Here is a 19,105-nt window from a genome sequence, read left to right on the forward strand (position 1 = left end):
TTAAACCTTTTAATTATTTCTATTATCAATTATTCTTCCTGCAATTGGCGTTCCATACCCAAACGCTCCTTCGACACCGCAAATCTTTGAAGCGAATTCTGCTCCAGCCTGCATGGCTTTCTTTAAAAGTTCTTTAACATTCCCATCATCTTTACTTTCTTCTTTAAAAAATTCCGGTTCTTTATACCGTAAAATATATGTCAAAAATGTCGCGAAATAAGAGTCTCCTGCACCCATAGTATCCATAATGCTTTCTGCCTTTACAGCTTTTTCATACATCATTTCACCATGGTATAAAATGTATGAACCATCTTCTCCTATTGTTCCCAGAACAAGCGGAACTCCAAGCTCTTTTACTTTACTCATTTCCCTTTCGCGTTCTTTATCACTTAAATGTGCACAGGAAAGCATTGCCACTTTAATATGCGGACAAATTTTTTTCAGATATTCGTCTGTCCATCGATTTGAAAAATCAAATGCAACTGGAAGACCCAAAGAAGCAATTTCTTCTATGTCATCATCTATATAGGCATTCAGATTTGTATAAATCAAATCAAACTTTCTTATATATGAAAAATCTTCCTGCGTAAAATCATAAGGATACTCTTTTGCCACACCTCCATGATTGGACCCGACAAATACGCGATCTCCCTGATTCAGTGTCACACATGCAAATCCATTTTCACCTTCATAATTCCTGCTATGTGAAAAGTCTACATTCATATTTTTCAGTGCTGCCTGAATGCATTCTGCTACTTCATCATTTCCAAATTTACCTAAAAATGCACTTTCTGCATTATTCATATGTGCATATGCACATGTGTTAACACACTGACCTCCTGGATACATTTTCCCCCTGGAAAGATATTTGTCACAAACTGCATCTCCAATTGCAATTATTCTAGGCTGTCTCATTTTTATTTCTTTCTCCTTTCTTTCAATTTTTCTTTCACCCAGACTCCCTCACCTCTTCTTTTTGCAACAAGCAATTATTTTTCCAGATTCGCTCTTTCATTTTTTCAGATAGCCATTATTAATATTTATGTATATCTGGCAATCCATCATGAGGTGGCAGTTCCCACAGCCTGTCAGAATAACACAGGCTGTGTGCTGTTACTGTTTTCTTTATTTTGCCACCACCGGTTTTTATCAGAAAACAAAATATCCTATTCCTGTTGCTACTAATACTGATACAATTGTACATACAAGTCCCGGCCGCATATAGCTGTGATTAAATATAAATTTTCCAATCTTCGTAGTACCTGCCGTGTCAAAAGCAAGACCTGCTATACACTGGCTGGAATCCGGGATAAAATAGTTGGATGAGCATGCCATCCATCCACCTACAATAATATAAGCCGGCAGATTCAATGCAATTGCAATTGGAATCATAATCATTGTCGTAGACGCTTGTGAACTTGTCAGTGCACCTACCAGAAATACTGCAATAATATAAATCCATGGATGTTCATTTGTTAAAGCTGACAAATTTTCTGTAATGAAGTTTGTCTGTGCACCAACAAAAGTATTTACCAGCCAGCAAAGTCCCGCTGCAAGAATAACAGCAAAGAATCCAGTCTTTAACAACGGTACTTCTAAAATGTCGTTACTATCAATTTTACTTACAATAACAATAATTGCGGCAGCTACATACATAATAATCTGGATTAAAGATGTCATTGCTAACTGTGTACCATCGCTAAATGTTGGACGGAGTGCCGGGAAAATACCGCATATTGCAATTACTACCATAGAAACCAGGAAGATAGCAACAGAAATCTTTGCTTTCTTGGTTACCTGTTTTTCTCCTTCTACTTTCTTTTTAAAATCCTTTACCAGTCCATCTGCAACCCTCTGCTGATATTCAGGATCATCCTCTAATTCCAGACCTTTCTTGTATACAGACAATGCTGCAACCAATACTCCTATCAGTGCTGCCGGAATTGCTACCAGCATAATTGTTGCCAGATTTACTTTTTCAAAAATAGTCATATAACCCACAATAGCTACTGTTGCAGCTGTTATTGGTGATCCGGTATTTGCCTGCTGGGATGAAATAATACTAACAGAAATCGGGCGCTCAGGCCGAATTCCATTTTCCAATGCTATTTCATTAATAACCGGAAGTAACGAATATACAATATGTCCGGTTCCACAACAGAATGTAAATAAATACGCTACAAAAGGTGCTACCAAAGTAATGTTTTTCGGATTTTTCCGTAATATTTTTTCTGCAAGCTGTACCATAAAATCCAATCCGCCAGTCGCCTGCATCGTACAGGCTGCGGTAATTACCGCCAACATAATCAGTATAACAGTAATCGGTGGATCTGATGGAGTCACTCTAAAGATATATACGAAAATCAACATTCCGATGCCGCCAGCCATTGCCAGGAAACTTCCACCTTTTCTGGTTCCCCACACAATAATCAGCATTAAAACAATAAATTCAATCCAAAACATGGACATCTACCTCCTCTTTTTTATTTATTCCAAAGCATGTGCACTACTTTAAAACCAAAATGTATTAATTTGTTTTTATTTGTATTGTTTTATTTTGTATCTATTTGTATTATATAGATTCCATACATTTGTGTCAATAAAGAAATACATTTTCGACATTATGCACAATTTTTTGTTTCACTTTTTGTACATCAATATCAATTTAATTGTGCATAGTAAAACCCGCCAGGAGCACTGGCGGGCATACAATTAAATACTTTTTATTCTTCTGTTTTCTCTTTCTTTCACTCAGGCAGTTAAACGTATGAAGAAATAACATAATCCGCCTGACTTACATCCTGATTCTCACCAGCTCCTGTATACGCAACTACCTCTATATTTGCAGCCTTTGCTGCCTGTATACCAATAAACGAGTCTTCTATTGCAATACATTCTTCCGGCTTTGCTTCTAAATATTGCATTGCTTTTCTATAGCATTCCGGATCCGGTTTTCTATTCCGGCACATGTCTCCGCATACCAGCACATCGAACAAACCCAGCATTTTCATCCGGTTCAATGCTACTACAATCAGCCGTGTAGAGGTTGAAGAAACCACTGCCAGCTTTTTCCCCTGTTTTTTCAAACCGGCAATAAACTCCAGTAATCCCTCCATCGGCTTAATGCAGCCATTTTCATATGTATTTCCTATTTCTTTTCTTTTTTGCAAAAGCTGTTCCATTGTTATTTTCTCCGGCGAGCGTTCCAGCAGTTCCAGTAGAATATGGGAATCATGTGAGCCAATTAGTCTATCCCTGTCTTTTTGTGTCAGTTCCACTCCAAACTCTTTCAATGCCAGGCCCAGATAATTACCATTACTCTCTTCTGTATCTGTTATAACTCCATCAAAGTCAAACAATACATATTTTTTTTCACAGAATTTTTTCATTAATATTCTACCTTCCACATATAGCGGCGGGTTGTTAACGGATGTTCACGCTTTACTGCCAGTGCGTGGTTGTAAATCGGATATACATTATTAAACAGTGCATGGTTAAAGTAATCTACTACTGTTGCATCAATTGTGGATAAGCCAAGCTCTTTCGCATCAAGAACCTCAATACGTTTTGCATATGTTTTCAGGAATGTAAGTGCTCTCTCATCCAGTTCGCGGGTTGAGCCTTCTGATATCTGAATCATAAACGGACGGTTTGCATCTGTAACTTCAAATGGACCATGGAAAAATTCACCGGTATGTATACTGCTTGAATCAAGCCACTGCATCTCCATAAATATACAGATACTCTCCATATAGGCAGCTCCATATGCTGCACCACTTCCCATTGTATAAATCACTGAATCATTCTGATACTCTTCTGCAAATGCCTCTGCCCTGGCAGCCACATGTGTACGTGCATTTCTGATGATATTGCTAATCATGCCTAAAGCTTCATAGAATTTATCATAATTAGCATATCCCTCCGTCTGTGCAACTAATTCCACTGCCACAAGCAATGCACACTGCGTCTTTTCTCCTGCATAATCAATATCCCCTGCAAGATGATCAGGACTTGCATCAAATGTATAATGTATAATATAATCTCCAAATTCTATAATTTCTGATTCCTCCAGCCATGTCAGAATAATAACCGCCGCTCCTTTTTCTTTTCCTAATTTGGCAGCCTTAATCGTTTCCGGTGTATTTCCCTTGTGGCAGGCAAGACATATAATAGAATTTTCTCCAAAGTCCTTTGGTGTGCTATGCACAAACTCATTACTGTTTATCCAGGCTGATCTCAAAACCTGTGATTCTCTCTCCATAAATGTTTTTGCCGGATAAAGTGCGCCAAGTGATCCTCCGCATCCCACAAAATAAATATTTTTAATTCCACCGATGTCTTTTTTTTCTTCTAAAATTTCTTTCACAATGTTTTTAATGTCTTTACTTACGTATCCCATTTTTTCTCTCCTTTTTATAATGTATTTATTTGTTCTATGTGTTTACTATAATACAATATAATACATTCTGTCAATATATATCATACAATATAGGAAAATATATACATTTTTGCAACTTTGTTTTATAATATTTGTGAAAGTTATATTAGGAGAGAGGTATTTATATGGAACTGAACAACACCATTGCCACACCACTGTACAAACAATTGGAGGAAAAAATACGAAAAGAAATTGACGCCGGAGAACGGGCGGCCGGCAGTCGTCTGCCTACAGAAAATGAATTAAGTGAATCATACCATGTGAGCAGAGTTACTGTCCGAAAAGCATTAGCCGTTTTATCTGAATCCGGATATTTAGAAAGGAAATCAGGAAAAGGGACTTTTGTAGCTGAGAAAAAATTGCAGCGTAATATTACAGAAGTCATAAGTTTTTCTGATATGTGCCGGATGAAAAACGCAACACCTGGAGCTAAGACCATAAAAATTGCATTGGAAGATCCTTCTGAACGGGATTTAACTGAAATGTCACTACACGAAGGGGATAAAATACTCGTAGTGGAAAGAATCCGTTATATGGATAATGTCCCTGTCATCTTAGAGTTCAATAAATTTCCTGAATCCTTTTCTTTTTTATTTGGAGAAGATTTAAACGACTCATCTTTGTATGAAATACTAAGAAAACACAATATCATTCTGGATCATTCACGTAAAACACTTGATATTGTTTTCGCTAATGCCCAAGAGGCTAAGACTTTAAACATCAGTAAGGGGTATCCTCTGCTCCGGATATCAAGTATCATCCACGATGTTGACAACACTATCACGAATCTTTGCAAACAGCTATGTATCGGTGATAAGTTCCAGTTTATTATTTAGTTACAATTTGTGCTGTTTCCAATGCGGCTCATCTAATAACAAATGCGATAAAGTCCCTTATTACAATTAACTTTATCGCATTTGTTATATCCTTAGAGAAGTCATTATTTCCCATTGTGCTACTATATTTTCTAAGGTTAAAAAGCTCCGGTTTCTGCCACCTGAAAATGCCGGAACAGAAAGGACAATTTCTTATGCATTTATCGAAAAATAAACTGGCGGTCTTTTTTCCGGGCATCGGTTATCACTGTGACAAACCACTGCTCTATTACAGCCGAAAGCTTGTTGCCGAAGCAGGTTATGAAACCGCTCTTACACTGGGCTATTCCCTTGCCGGCAGCGATATCACTGGAAATATCCGGGGTAATAGGGAGAAAATGCAGCAGGCTTTTTCTTATCTTTATGAACAGGCTGTAAAACAGCTTTCTTCCGTAAACTGGCAGGATTATGATGAAATTATATTTATCTCAAAGAGCATCGGAACGGTTATTGCCTCTGCCTATGCAAGGAAGGAAAATATTTCCTGCCGCCAGATTCTCTATACCCCTTTACGGGAAACCTATGATTTCCACCCGCAGAATGCCATTGCTTTTCTCGGCACTTCCGATCCCTGGGGCGATATTGAAAAAGTGACTGGCATCAGCAGAGGGCAAAAGATTCCTCTTTTCCTCTATCCGGATGCCAACCACTCTTTAGAAACGAAGGATACACTTCGCAATATCGAAACACTTCGCAATGTTATGGAGGAAACAAAGCGTTTTCTTACTCCTTAAATACCTTTTTGAATCAGGATTTTGCCATCCTGAACCTCAATCCGCACTTTATTGGAATCGATACCGGCTTCTTCTAACATTTCTTCTGTCAGTTGCAGCCGGTGGGCTTTATCTAAAACGGAATATTCTTCATGGGTAAATTCCGCTGCATTTGCAAGACGCTGCAGTTCTTCTAAAGATACTTTCCGAATCTTTTCGGTACTGATTTTGCCATCGGAAATCTGCACTGTCCGCTCCACTTTATCCGCCAATGCCATATCATGGGTCACTATGATTATTGTAATTTTAAATTCTTCATTCAGTTTGTGGAACAGCTCAAATATCTGATTTGCAGTCTTTGTATCTACTGCGCCGGTAGGTTCATCTGCCAGAAGAATCGACGGCTGATTGGAAAGTGCAACGGCAATGGCAATCCGCTGCTGCTCGCCACCGGATAGCTGGGAAGGGAACTTATCCGCATGTGCTTCCATACCGACTGCCTTTAATAAATCTCTGGCACGCTTCCGCTTCTCCCGGGCGGATGTTCCCGGATGAACCTGCATGGGTGCTTCAATATTTTCCAGCGCCGTAAGATAAGAGAAAAGATTTCTTGCACTCTTCTGCCAGACGAATCCCACTTTGTCACGGCGGTATAAAACCAGTTCTTTTTCCGTATAGGACGATAAGTCCTTTCCATCCACCATAAGGATTCCTGCTGTGGGTGATTCCAGTCCTCCGATGATATTAAGCAGCGTCGACTTTCCACTGCCGGATTTGCCGATAATTGCCATCATTTCCCCATCTTCTATCGTAAGATCCAGTCCTTCCAGTGCCATGACTTTATGCTGTTCCATCTCATATATCTTTACCAGGCTGTCACACTGAATCATTTTACCAGCCTCCCATCCTTTAATTCATAGACGAAATCACCAAGTTCCATCAGATTCGGGTCATGGGTGGTCATGACTACAGTGATATGCTCCTGCTCTACCAGTTCACGGAAAAGCTTCATGACTGCAAGCCCCGATGCCGTATCCAGTGCACCGGTTGGTTCGTCTGCAAAAATCACCTGTGGTCTGTGGGCAACTGCCCGGGCAATTGCCACCCGTTGCTGTTCACCGCCGGACAACTGATATGGCATATGATAAATCCGTTCTTTCAGTCCGACCCGCTCTAAGATTTCTATTACACGCTTCTTCTGTTCTCCCCTATTTTTCTGCTCTTCCTTATCCTTCTTCCGTTTCTCTTTATCACCGGATAACCGCAGGGCAAATTCCACATTTTCATAGGCATTCATCACAGGAATCAATGCCACAGACTGAAAAACAAATCCCATCCGGTAACGCCGCAAGTCCTCCCGCTCCCTGTCTTTTAAATGTCCCAAATCTTTTCCGAAAAATTCCACTTTTCCTTCCGTCGGTACATCAAGAGCACTTAAAAGATTAAGAAGGGTTGTCTTGCCGGAGCCGGAACGTCCCTTTAAAATAGTAAGACTGCCGCTTGGTATCTCCATGGAAACGCCGTCCAAAGCCCGGACGATGCTGCCATCTCCCGACGAAAAATATCTTTTTATATTTTCTGTGCGTATTGCTATCGTCTGTTCCATCAGCTGTCCTCCCCTAACCGAAGTGCCTTTGCAATTTTCATGCTCCGCAGTATTTTCCGGATAATCAGATAACAGAATAACATCACTGCCAGAAGTACCGCTAAAAGCTTCAAAAGGTCTGTAGGATAAATGTATATTTCTATGGTAAGATTATGCTTTTGCGGCAGATAGACCACCATAAGCAGACGTACAAACAAAAGCGTTGTCACTGCTCCGATTCCTCCACCTGCCAGTACCGGTCCTGCCGAGGCAAAAAGCTGTTCCGTTAAAATCATCTTCCGGACTTCTCCCATCCGCATTCCCATTGCACGGTAGACTCCCAGCAGCAATTCCCGTTTTTTCAGTGTCATGATCCAGTACAGCAGAAATCCTACAGAACATATCACCAACGATAAAAGAAAGCTTAATGTAAACATTCCATTCGTCACCTGTACCATGGCTGAATTCCGGTTGCCGGCAAGCTGTTCCTGCAATAAGGTAAGCTGTTTTGGCTGAATGTCGGCTGCCGCAAGACTGTCCGTAAGCGCTGCCTCTTTCACGCCCTCCGAAAGCTTCATCCACACCTGGTAAGGGGTCTGACCAAAGGCACTGATTACCGTGGCATAATTTGCCACCAGAAGATACTGCTCCTGTTCCGTAAGATTGCCTTCTTCATCCTTTACATAAGCATATCTTTCATAACCAGGGAAGCAGTCTATGATTGCACAGACCTTTGCCTTGCTGCTGCCCATTTTATCTTCGCCGATTTCCGCCGGAAGATACCTTGTATAACTTAAGACATCGCCTGTTTTTAATTTTAATTTATCTGCCAGATTCAAAGAAATAATGACACCATCCGGTTCTTCTGCCAGCGCATTCAGCGCATAAAACCAGTGCTCTTTGTTTACGCCATCCTTAAGCTCTGCGGTCTCTCCGAATTCTTTTGTATGGACTGCCATCAGTTTTCCACCGGAAACAGTACCGTTTCCTGCTGTAATATCTGTCTTTTCATCGATCAGGACTCTGGTGGCATTTTCGCAGACATTTTCTTCGATTAAGGTTTCATATCTTCCAAAATCCGGCTCTATATAATTCCAGTTGGTGTCCTGTCCTTCCAGCTTGGAAATCTGCAGCCGGAAATTTTCTTCCACCACCGCATCCGCTCCGATGCCATATGCAATCCGCTCTTCCATATTCTGATTCATGGTTCGCGCCATATTGGCTTCAAATATTCCACTGGCTACTGTCATAATCAAAAATACTGCCAGAAATCCCATTTTGTACCAAGTCCGCTTCAACTGTAAAAATGCCGCATATTCTGCCGGGCGGAATCGTTTCTTAAAGATTTTATCTACCGCCAGTAGGAGATAATAAAAAAGACGTATAAACAATAAGCCTGCTGCCAGTATAAACACCGATGTATTCAAAAGGATTACCGGGTCCATTCCCTTTCCGGCAATCATTTCCATTGCAAGACTCTCCTTCTGCCGGTTGTAGTTATAAAGCAGATACCCGGATAAAAGTAATAGCAGAATATCCAGATAACATTTTTTCCAAAATGGATTTTTCACAACACCGTTTTTTGCCATACTTTCATTTACAATGGTGTATTTTGTCCGCCGCAGCGCCGGTATGGTCAGAAACAGAATTACAATAGCCGCCGCCACCAGAGCGTAGAGAATCATTCCCCCATTTAAGGTATACATGCTTACATCTTTTCCGGTAAATTTTAAAAACCCGTCGGTGGAAGCTGCTCCTTTGCACATTCCATATCCCAGCAAAAGTCCAAGCACTGCGCCTATCAATGCCAGAAAGGATGCCTGCAGAAGATAAATCATTCCCACCTGCAATTTGGTTGCGCCCCGGCTCCGGAGTACCGCAATTTCTCCTTCTTCCAAAGAAAGTATCTGGGACGATACCATGTAGATAAACAAAAGCAACAATACAATACACGGGATTTCCAACGCCCACAGCATCTGCTGTATGGTTCGCTGCTTTGTGAAAAAGGACGCCAGAGTATCTGCCATATTATCCTGATACTTTGTATCCGATAACCGGAACTGCTGCATATAATCGGCATACTCTGCTGCATGCTTTGCATCTATCTGCCGGTAGTCCAACATCAGATTTTCTTCGTAACTGATTTCATCCTGCCCGAAGGAAGCAATCAATGTATCAAAAGTATTTTCCGATACAAACAGCGTATTTCCAAAATCACTGAGCGTGTGATACCAGTAACTGTCATTGATATCCTTTTCCTTTATGATTCCTGTTACCTTAAAATCCACTTCATAAGCTTCTGCTTCACTCTGCAATTTCAGATGAAGCACTTCTCCTGTCACCAGTCCATAGGCATCCATCGTCTCTTCACTGACAAGGCAGGGATAGCAGCCGTTTGTTTCCGTCTGATTTTCACTGTCTAAACCCTCTCCGTATGTAATATCTGTGTTCTTCGATAATTCCAACAGATATCCAATGGTGAAATATTCATTGGTTCCGCCCAGACTGGTATCTGCTTTTCCACCAGAAAGGCTTAAATACTGCTCCGATGCCACGGTATCCACCGCCACATATTCTGTCCATTTTTTCTCATATGCCTGCAGTTTCTTTAACACTTTTTCCGCAGAATCATAATCCTTTGTGGAATAGCTGCCACTGCGGTTCATCACTGCCGGAAATGTTTCCTGTTCCTTGGCATAAGTCTCAAATCCGGTTCTTAGCACCTGATTTCCAGCACCACGTTCAAACATCGGATGGCAGACGAACAATGCGACAAACAGTGCAATTCCCATGAGCAGGCACAAATTCAGTCCTTTTTTATTCTTTATCTTGCAAAAGACAAAATGTAACATTCCAACTCCTCCTACTCTCTTGCCAGTACATCGCCAGCCTCTACTCCGGTCAGGACTACTTTTCCATTTCCGGTAAGCGTATCATCCAGTAAAACATACTGCTTCACCAGATGTCCCTCTTCTACCTTCCACACAAAATACGATACCTTCTTCGGGTTCATCGCATCCTTCTCTTCGTAAATCATTCCTGCCGGAAGTACCACCACATCCTCCATGGAAATATAAGGAAAATCCACGCTTCCGCCCTTTCCCATATCATCTGTGATTTCATCGTCCATCCGTACATAAAATGCCGGTGCATCATACCCGGAGGTTGTCTGAAAGGTATAATGAGCACCATTTTCATCGATATAAAGACAGCCCTCATCCAGATTATTGCTGCCTGCTGCAAATCCCACACAGGTTCCGGTGTAAGTCGTATCCCCGGATGTAATACTTACCGGTTCTCCCGCCTCTGCAATATCATCCGTATACACCGTTACGGACTTACTGCTCACCATCTGCACCAGAAGTAAGTCTGATGCTTCTCCTTTCATCTTAAGAATTTCATCTCCGGCTTCCACCGTGTCTCCTTCCCAGACAGTTATTTTCGAAACCTGTCCATCTTCATCTGCATAAACGGATAATTTTCCGGTTCCGTCATTTCCGCGGCTTAACGTATCGTAAGCTGCCTGCAGTTGTTGCAGCGTATAGCTATGGTCTGCTTCTGCAACCTCTTTTTGAAGGGTTATCATCTGCCGGTCATAGTCACTGACAGAATCTGTGGCATTCTGCAATTCTATAAGCTGTGCATCATAGTCTGTCTGCTGTTTCTGATAAGTAGTATTCTCTGTCTCAATGGCATTGGCGGCTTCTGTAATGGCTGCCTTTCCTTCTCCGGTATTGATGATATAAAGAAGGTCACCTTTTTTCACTTCCGCATCCTTTTCTACCGCTATTTTTACAATCTCTCCTTCTTTTGCAGCAAGATAGACCCTGGCATTCTTATCTGCCCTGCTTAATTTTAATCCGTGATTTTCCACCTGAAAATCTGACCGCTCCACCGTATACTCGGTATAATCCGAAGGCATCCGCTCCGTAGTCTCATAATAGACTGCTTCTCCTTCCGCTAATCCATCCGTAATCTGGGTATTATGGTCATCTGCCGCCCCTGCTGTTACTTTACGCTTTTCTCTGGTATCATCCCCGGCTTTCACATAAACATAAGTTTCCCCATCTTCCTGATACAGGGAATCGTTTCCCACCAGAAGGACATGCTCCGCTCTTTTCTCTTCAAAATAAATGGGATATAGCTCTCCGGCTTTCAGCTCCACGCCCTCCGGCTTTTCTATCAAAACATTGGGATAATTATTATTTATCTTTGCAAGTACCAGCTCATCGGTGCTGTATTCCCGCTCAGTAACCGGCACTCTTTCGCCGGATTGCAGCATATATTTTTCGGAAACATCTTTATACTTATAATTCTGCACCGTTACATCCTTAAGCTCTATTGCAAGGTCTTCAGTATCTGCCACAATCGCAACATTTTCTCCCGCGCCGGCTTTCCGGTTTACGGTCAGGCTCTTGGTATAAACCACTTCACCACTGTGATTTGCCTTTAACGTTCCATCTGCTATCAGAGCGTCCAATGCTGCAATCTCTTCATTCAGCTTCTGCACCCGGTACTCATGAAGCTTCGTATCGTAGCGGCTGTTTTCCTGCAGGACGGCTATCTGGGAGGTGATGTCCTCTGCCTCTGTCTCCTGCGTGTTATTCTCTGTTGCAGATTCCTGCATATCATCCTCTTCCTGAATGTTATTCTCTGCGGCATCCTGAATGTTATTCTCTGCAGTATCCTGCTGCTTCTGCTGGTTTGCCAATTTATCCTGCTGCAATTGGTTGATTTTCTGGTTTAATTCGTATACGGTATTTTCATGCGACAGCTCCTGCTGCTTTGCTTTCCGGGACGCACTTGCCTCGTCTACATCTGCGTATGCCAGCACATCACCTTTTTCTACGGTATCGCCCGGTTCTACCAGAATCTTTGTCACCGTGACATTGGCTTCATATGCCTGTCCGTACTCCTTTGGCACTGCCGTTCCCAGCAGCACGTTGGTGGTTCCGATATTTCCATAGGTCACCTGCTGATAAGAAGCATTACTTGCCGCCGGCTCTTCCAGGTCTGGTATTGTTTCTGTTTTCTTACTGCCACAGCCACCAATTAACATTACAAAAAACAGGCCTGTCAGGACTACTGGAATCACGCTTTGTGCGTTTCCTGCGTAACTTTTTTTCTTTCTCACAGAGTCACCTTCTCTCCACCGGAAAGTCCGGATGTAACAACCCAATGATTCCCTACTTTTTCTCCAACCGTTACCGGCACCGCCTCACGATATCCACTATCATCCAGAAGATAGACAAAGTGTCCCTCTTCACCTTCCTTTACGGCAGAGGCTTTCACATAAATGACATTTTCCAGCGTGGGCTTCGTAATCACAAGACTCAGCACGTCTGCCTCTGAAAGTGATGTCATATCCGATACCGGTGAAAATATGATTTTATTTTCTTCCACACCGGCAACCTTTAATTCATAGGACAGTGCATCCAGTGTAGCTGTATAAGTATCTCCCATGTTAAATTCATAGCCTTCCGGCAGGTCTGCTTCATAGTTACCGGTTCCACACACTTCAGCAATCAGATTATTTCCCGGCACAAAGCCTCCTTTTTGCAGATAAGTGTCCATGGCTGTAATGGTTCCGGATTCTTTTGCTGTAATCTGATAGCGGGACAGCTTTTCTTCTGCCTCTTCCACATAAAGCTCTGCTACTTCAATATCCCGCTTTAAATTTGCAATATCTTCATTATAATCCAAGGATGCATCACAGCTCATGAGGTTTACATAATGTTCCACCAGAAGCTGTTTATCCGCAATCTCATCCTGATACTGTGTCATTTTTGCTTCCAGACTGTCTGAACGGAAGGATACCAGCAACTCTCCCTTTTCCACTTTATCGCCTACTGCCACATATACTTTGTCTAATTTTAATTCCGTATTTGTTGCATCATAAGTAATCTTTTCCAAACCCTCTGCTTTTAATTTCAAGGTAATTTCCGGCGTCAGATTTCCTTTTTTCACTTCCGTGGTATCATAAGCCAGCTTCTCATATGGTGTCCGGGCAGTTGACACAAGCTCTGGCTCTGCTTTTCCGCATCCCGTCAGAAAACTGCCTGCTGACAGGTACAAAAACAGTTTCCATTTTCCCGTTCTTTTCTTTCTATCTGCCATAGGCACACCTTACCTTTCATCCAAAGGATGAATCAGTGTACCATCCATGGCATTGACAAATACCGGATGCCGGTTCATATCATTTCCGGATGCCATATAAAGACACCACGCCGGCACATAACTGTAACAGCCTTCCTTCTGGTCATCTTTGATACGCGCATAACCAAGCTTTAACTTATTAAAATTCTTGCACTCATCCAGTTTGTAATCGTCTCCATTTTTTATAATCTCATCTTTGATTATATTTTGAATCGTTGATAACGGCAGCAGTTCCACTTCTTTTGAAATCTTTGTAACGCTTACCGGATACTGCATAAATACTTCTGTAATTCCATTATCCGTAACCGCAAATCGTATCTCATCCTCTAATTCAAAATTTACATCACTGTTTTCCGGCGTAACCCAGGAAATATCAAAGTCGTTATAATCCAAAGAATCACTAAATGCCAGTCCATTGACACCGGTTCCATAACCAAAGAGGTAGCCCCAGTCGATGACCTCCGCATAATCGGTATACTGTTCTCCATCCACTTCTATCTCATTTGCGCCATCCCAGGAATAATCCTGCTGCCCGTAAAGCACCTGATTATCACGTCCTGTTTCTTTTAAGAACTGCTCCACTAACTGCTTTGCATCTTCTTGGGAAATACTGCATCCATTTTCCTTTTCCGAATTGTCGATATATGCAGTTACTGTATCATTCCCATATACAGCATCATAATCCTTTAGAGACTGTGGGCCATAATACTGATCCACATAAATGTCAGTCTTGTTTTTCACCAATGGTGATGCCACAATGTAGGCAATTGCATTTTTGTTTGTTTCTTTTACTTCAAATCGCACATTGCATAAAAGGTCTCCACAATACCCTGCATATTCATTGCAGCTGTCATAATCCTCTGCTGCAGTATAGGTATCTTTTGCAGTCTCTAATGCTTTTTCGTATTGTTTTTTCTGTTCTTCGGTTTCTTCCTTCCAGTCATTCAGCATTTCCTTATGTCTTTCTACATCCTGATGATGTACATTATTCTCCAAATCATCGATTTGAGACTGGACAGCAACAATCGTTCCATCCATGCTGTCAACGGCAGTCTGTAATTCTTCTTTTGTCAGATGCTCAAAATCATGGTAATAAATTTCAGAATCTTTAAAATATGCTTTCAGGAACTTTTTCTTATAATCGACATCTATCTTTAATTCTTCTGCCGCTACCACAGACATGGCATCTGCTTCCGGCACATCAATAGATGCATTGATTCTTACCTTCACATCTCCGTCAGAGGTTGTTACCGTAAAGCTGTCATCCCAGTTATCCGCTTCCCGGAATTCATCCAGTGTACCAACCACCCCTTTGGTTTCCTGTTCTGTTTCCATCTCATAATCTACTTTTTTCTCACCACATCCGGCAAGAAGTACCATCACCACACCTGCCGGAATCATTTTTCGTAAGATTGGATGTTTCATGCTGTCCCCTCCGTTTTCCATCTTTTATTTTCTGTTTACCTTTCCATTTTCCTCGTTTCTGGTGTTACTTTAACATGAAGATGTAAACTTTTTGTATCTTATCATTACAACTATGAGAAACACGCTCCGCGAGTTTCTCAAGTTATCGCGGCAGTCGCCAAGGTCTCGTACAAGCACGGACTTTGGCTCGTTGCTCGCGTAAATAAAACCGGCAATTCTATGGCTGTATTTCTTATCGCCACAAAACTGCCGGTCTTGATCATTCTATTTTTACTTTTATTTTTTGTCTTTTCTTATTTTTTCCAGCTGTTCGAAAGAAGTATCTCCAGTTCATCTGCTCCAACCGGTTTGGAATAATAGTATCCCTGAAACCAGGTGGCTTCCACAGTCCGGAGATAATCTTCTAATGCCTTATTTTCCACGCCCTCCAGACAACTCTTGATATTGGCTGCATTGGCAAAATCCACTATGCTCTGGACAATCGCCTTATTCTTTTTATTTACAAGAATCTTCCGGATAAAGCTCATATCAATCTTAATCTCATCAATCAGCATCTCAAGTGCCATGGCAGAAGATGAACTTCCTGTTCCAAAATCATCCATGGCAAATTTGATTCCATAGCCTCTTAATACTGCCATCCGCTCATTGATTACCGATACCGGAAGGCTTCTGCTGTAAAAAGCTTTTACTGTCCCACAAAGCCTGTTCCAGAACAAAATTTCCCAAATCATACATGGAAGGATCATTTTCGCAATAACTGCAGGTGACCATCTATGCCACTGAAAATACCTTGCCTTCTTTTTTATTTTACCATGTTACGCTTCGTTTGGCTATCTGATATTGTGCTGATTCCATAGATAAATCTTGTTTTATCAAAGAGTTCAAAGTACCGGTATGTGGCATCCTTTTCTTCCTGTATGTTATCGGATTTTATCCTCAGTCCGGCTACGTCCAACCCCGTGTAGGAAAGCTGTTCTGCCAGCTCTTTATCCACTGTTTTTTCTTCTTCATTGTCTTTAACGGATGAGGAAGCTTCCTCTGTAGCTGTAACATCCGATAAAATATCTTTTCCTTCTGCCTCCGCCAGCAAAACGGTGCCATCCTCTAAGAGAAATACCATATGCTTCTCTGTGCCGTCATATTTTGTAAAAACAAGCTTCCAGTAGTAAGCACTGTAGGTGTGAAATGTGGTATCCACTGCTTTCTCCGGAAATGCTTCCCAGGTATACCAGTTGGCATAAGAAGAAGCTAAATCAGAAGGATACTGTCCATTCTGATAAATGACTTCCATGCTGTCTCTTGCCAGTGCCGCTGCCTCATAATCCGTCAAAGTCATTTCATAAGAATAAGCTTCCTGCGTCTCACTCTCCCACTGCCCGGTAATCAACTGGATGCGTTCGCTTAACTTAAGGCTTTCCGATGCTTCCTTTGCCAGCAGGGAATCGGAAGCTATGTACTGCGCCGGAACTGCCTGCACTTCTCCCACTGCTTTACGCTCCTGTCCTTCAATCAGAATTCCCGGCAGAAAAATTCCTGTCAGTACCACAAGAAATGTCCCTGCTATCATTCCGCAGACACTTCCTTTTATCTTTATTTTTGTTCTTCTTCTTTTTCGTTTTCCTGTCCTTCTTTTCTGAAACATATCCGCATCTTCGTTCCCTTCTTTGGCTCACTTTCTATGATAAGCTCCGCCTGATGATGTTCTAAAATCAATGCCACCAATGACATTCCGATTCCGGCTCCGCCTTCCTGTCTCGCCCGGGATTTATCTGCCATATAGAATTCATCACAAATCCGCTCTGCCTCTTCCTTCGTCATGCCGATTCCATAATCTCTTACGGAAAGTTCATAATAAAACGGTGATTCCTTTTCCTTTATTTTCTTTCCGGTAAATTCAATGATTCCATGCTCCATGGAAGCTTTTCTTGCATTGTCCAATAAATTTACCAGCGCTGTAACTAAAAGTTCTTTATTGCCGTAGAGTACTGCCGGCTCGATATTTTCTTTTAATACAAGTTTCTTTGTATCAAGGGACGGTGTGACTACCTCAAGTACTTCATGGCTGACATTTTCAACCTGAACTGCTTCCTTTTCCATTTCATGTTCTCTTAAATAAATCAAATCAAAGAGCTTTCCCGACATCCGCTCCAACCGTTTGCCTTCGGAAAAGATATAACTTAATGCCAGCAACTGTTCTTCTCTTGGAAGCTCCATGGAACGCATGGTATCTGCATAACCGATAATAGAAGTCATCGGCGTCTTAATCTCATGGGTAAAATCTGCCACAAACTGGTCTCTTTTGCGCACCATTTTCTGAAGCTCTTCGATTTTTTCCGAAACCGCTTCCGCCATCCGGTTAAAGTTTTCTGCCAGAAGTCCTACCTCATCCTGACTCTTTACTGCAATCCTCGCTTCATAGGAGCCATCGGTAATCTCCTCTGCCACCCGGTTCAACTGCTCCAATGGCCTGGTCAGATACCGGCTGATAACATAAATAAGCAGAGATTCTATCATAAGACCAATGGAGAGAATCAGCCGGAAATAACGGATTTCCCGGTCTCTTAATACGTAGGCATCAGACACATCACTTCTGCTGATGATGCAGAGGTTCTCATCCCCTACCTTACTGGCTGCCGTCACATAAATATAATAATGGCCGTCCTCTTCAAAGATGGCATAGTTCTTATTTCCATCCTCCTGCTGTGCTTCCCAGACTTTCTTTAAATTGGCATTTTCTTCTGTTTCGTTATAAACCAGCTTATCCCCATAATAAATAAAAAATGTCACATTTTCTGCCCGCATACCGCTGCTGACCTGTGCTCCAATGTCTGGAAGTGCGCCCTTTACCGACTCTTCCCGGTTCAACGCCTGAAGTACTTCATATTCCACCGAGGACTGCACCAGATTATTCTGAATGACTGCATTAGAAATCTGTGTTTCCTTCGCCAGCTCAAAATTCTTATGTATCATCAGATAGCCCACCAGTCCCAGACTGACTGAAAGCAGGATTAAATTTGTAATTAATACTTTATATCGAAATTTCATGCTTTATCCTCTAACCGGTATCCTGCCTTAAATACTGTTTTAAGCTCCGCTCCAAGATTCAGTTTTTTCCGTAATCTCTGGATATGAAGGTCTAAGGTTCTTGACTCTACGGAATATTCCGTTCCCCAGATTTCTTCATAGATTCTTTCCCGGAACAGTGTAATATTCCGGTTGCGCATCAGAATTTCTAAGAGTTCAAATTCCTTTGGCGTAAGCTCCACTTCTTTTCCTGCCTTTGTCACCACCTGATTTTCACTGTCTAATTCAATATCCATAAAAGTAATCTTCTGCTCCATCTTATGATAGCGGCGCAGCACAATATTAACCCGTGCCAAAAGTTCTACCACTTCAAAAGGCTTTACCATATAATCCTCTGCCCCGGAGGTCAGCCCCTGCATCCGGTCTTTTAGGGAATCCTTTGCAGTCAGAAAAATCACCGGAATTCCCATTGGACGGATGTATTCCATCAATTCAAATCCATTTAATTCCGGCAGCATAACATCCAATATAATCAAATCAAAATTTTCTGTTTCCAACAGGTCTGCAGCTTTCATTCCATTGTATACACAGACACACTGATAGCCTGCCTTCATCAGATTCAGCCGGATTAAATCCGATATTGCCTTTTCATCCTCTACAACCAATATCCGTATCATGCTGCCCGCTCCTTTTACTACTCTTTGATGTTTATTTTAACATATATTTGTATCTAAAATGTATCTGAACATTAAAAAAGAATGTGCCTTGCACATTCCCGCGCCTGCGGCGGTCGCTTGCGACATCTACCTTATACGCCGCAGTGCGCATCCTCGCGGAGCGTTTTTTGCTTTACAGGAAAGCAATTTCCCGTAAAGCAAAAAAAGTTTCT

Annotated in this window: 16 protein-coding genes; 2 read left to right on the top strand and 14 right to left on the bottom strand. The window is 41.8% G+C overall.

Translation table 11 applies throughout. The annotated features are described in order from the left end of the window. Positions 1-9 precede the first annotated feature (9 nt). The 4 genes from DXB43_RS06795 to DXB43_RS06810 all read right to left on the bottom strand — a co-directional run bounded on the left by DXB43_RS06795 (position 10) and on the right by DXB43_RS06810 (position 4,399). Entirely contained in the window at positions 10-915 is a 906-nt protein-coding gene (locus tag DXB43_RS06795) for a fructoselysine 6-kinase (RefSeq protein WP_117697733.1), read from the bottom strand. Between the two features lie 234 nt (positions 916-1,149). Next, positions 1,150-2,463 carry an anaerobic C4-dicarboxylate transporter family protein gene (locus tag DXB43_RS06800; RefSeq protein ID WP_117697735.1) on the bottom strand — a complete coding sequence of 438 codons (1,314 nt, stop codon included), beginning with the start codon at positions 2,461-2,463 and terminating at the stop codon, positions 1,150-1,152. Positions 2,464-2,759: 296 nt separating this feature from the next. Next, positions 2,760-3,389: an HAD family hydrolase gene (locus DXB43_RS06805; protein ID WP_117947144.1), complete on the bottom strand. Its 630-nt coding sequence runs from the start codon at positions 3,387-3,389 to the stop codon at positions 2,760-2,762. Next, positions 3,389-4,399, bottom strand: a complete 1,011-nt coding sequence (locus DXB43_RS06810) for an SIS domain-containing protein (protein WP_117697739.1) — start codon at positions 4,397-4,399, stop codon at positions 3,389-3,391. The genes DXB43_RS06805 and DXB43_RS06810 overlap by 1 nt, the downstream gene beginning before the upstream one ends. A 164-nt stretch (positions 4,400-4,563) precedes the next feature. On the opposite strand from DXB43_RS06810, the gene DXB43_RS06815 reads away from it, so the two are divergent. Together DXB43_RS06815 and DXB43_RS06820 are read left to right on the top strand one after the other, a co-directional pair. Beyond that, a complete protein-coding gene (locus DXB43_RS06815; RefSeq protein ID WP_117947145.1) occupies positions 4,564-5,274 on the top strand; it encodes a GntR family transcriptional regulator in 711 nt (236 codons plus the stop codon). Between the two features lie 194 nt (positions 5,275-5,468). Next, positions 5,469-6,047, top strand: coding sequence for an alpha/beta hydrolase (locus DXB43_RS06820; protein WP_117947241.1), 579 nt, complete (start codon positions 5,469-5,471; stop codon positions 6,045-6,047). Here the strand turns inward: DXB43_RS06820 and DXB43_RS06825 are convergent. The 10 genes from DXB43_RS06825 to DXB43_RS06870 all read right to left on the bottom strand — a co-directional run bounded on the left by DXB43_RS06825 (position 6,044) and on the right by DXB43_RS06870 (position 18,893). Then, positions 6,044-6,916, bottom strand: a complete 873-nt coding sequence (locus DXB43_RS06825) for an ABC transporter ATP-binding protein (protein WP_117947146.1) — start codon at positions 6,914-6,916, stop codon at positions 6,044-6,046. The two genes, DXB43_RS06820 and DXB43_RS06825, sit on opposite strands and share 4 nt — an antisense overlap. After that, positions 6,913-7,632 carry an ABC transporter ATP-binding protein gene (locus tag DXB43_RS06830; RefSeq protein ID WP_117947147.1) on the bottom strand — a complete coding sequence of 240 codons (720 nt, stop codon included), beginning with the start codon at positions 7,630-7,632 and terminating at the stop codon, positions 6,913-6,915. The genes DXB43_RS06825 and DXB43_RS06830 overlap by 4 nt, the downstream gene beginning before the upstream one ends. Further along, positions 7,632-10,463, bottom strand: a complete 2,832-nt coding sequence (locus tag DXB43_RS06835; RefSeq protein ID WP_117947148.1) for an ABC transporter permease — start codon at positions 10,461-10,463, stop codon at positions 7,632-7,634. The genes DXB43_RS06830 and DXB43_RS06835 overlap by 1 nt, the downstream gene beginning before the upstream one ends. A gap of 11 nt (positions 10,464-10,474) precedes the next feature. Next, a complete protein-coding gene (locus tag DXB43_RS06840) occupies positions 10,475-12,745 on the bottom strand; it encodes a biotin/lipoyl-binding protein (RefSeq protein WP_117947149.1) in 2,271 nt (756 codons plus the stop codon). After that, positions 12,742-13,728 carry an efflux RND transporter periplasmic adaptor subunit gene (locus DXB43_RS06845; protein ID WP_117947150.1) on the bottom strand — a complete coding sequence of 329 codons (987 nt, stop codon included), beginning with the start codon at positions 13,726-13,728 and terminating at the stop codon, positions 12,742-12,744. Before DXB43_RS06845 ends, DXB43_RS06840 begins: the two co-directional genes overlap by 4 nt. 9 nt (positions 13,729-13,737) lie before the next feature. Further along, positions 13,738-15,192: a DUF6034 family protein gene (locus DXB43_RS06850; protein ID WP_117947151.1), complete on the bottom strand. Its 1,455-nt coding sequence runs from the start codon at positions 15,190-15,192 to the stop codon at positions 13,738-13,740. A gap of 293 nt (positions 15,193-15,485) precedes the next feature. After that, entirely contained in the window at positions 15,486-15,923 is a 438-nt protein-coding gene (locus DXB43_RS06855) for an EAL domain-containing protein (RefSeq protein ID WP_158567202.1), read from the bottom strand. Positions 15,924-15,994: 71 nt separating this feature from the next. Beyond that, complete coding sequence (locus tag DXB43_RS06860; protein WP_147422399.1) at positions 15,995-16,759, bottom strand: hypothetical protein; 765 nt, start codon at positions 16,757-16,759, stop codon at positions 15,995-15,997. Positions 16,760-16,782: 23 nt separating this feature from the next. Continuing rightward, positions 16,783-18,237, bottom strand: coding sequence for a sensor histidine kinase (locus DXB43_RS06865; protein WP_117947154.1), 1,455 nt, complete (start codon positions 18,235-18,237; stop codon positions 16,783-16,785). Beyond that, entirely contained in the window at positions 18,234-18,893 is a 660-nt protein-coding gene (locus DXB43_RS06870; RefSeq protein WP_022243011.1) for a response regulator transcription factor, read from the bottom strand. The genes DXB43_RS06865 and DXB43_RS06870 overlap by 4 nt, the downstream gene beginning before the upstream one ends. Positions 18,894-19,105: the final 212 nt, after the last annotated feature.

This window comes from Roseburia sp. OM04-10BH (genome assembly GCF_003462605.1).
Taxonomy (GTDB): Bacteria; Bacillota; Clostridia; order Lachnospirales; family Lachnospiraceae; genus Roseburia_C; species Roseburia_C amylophila.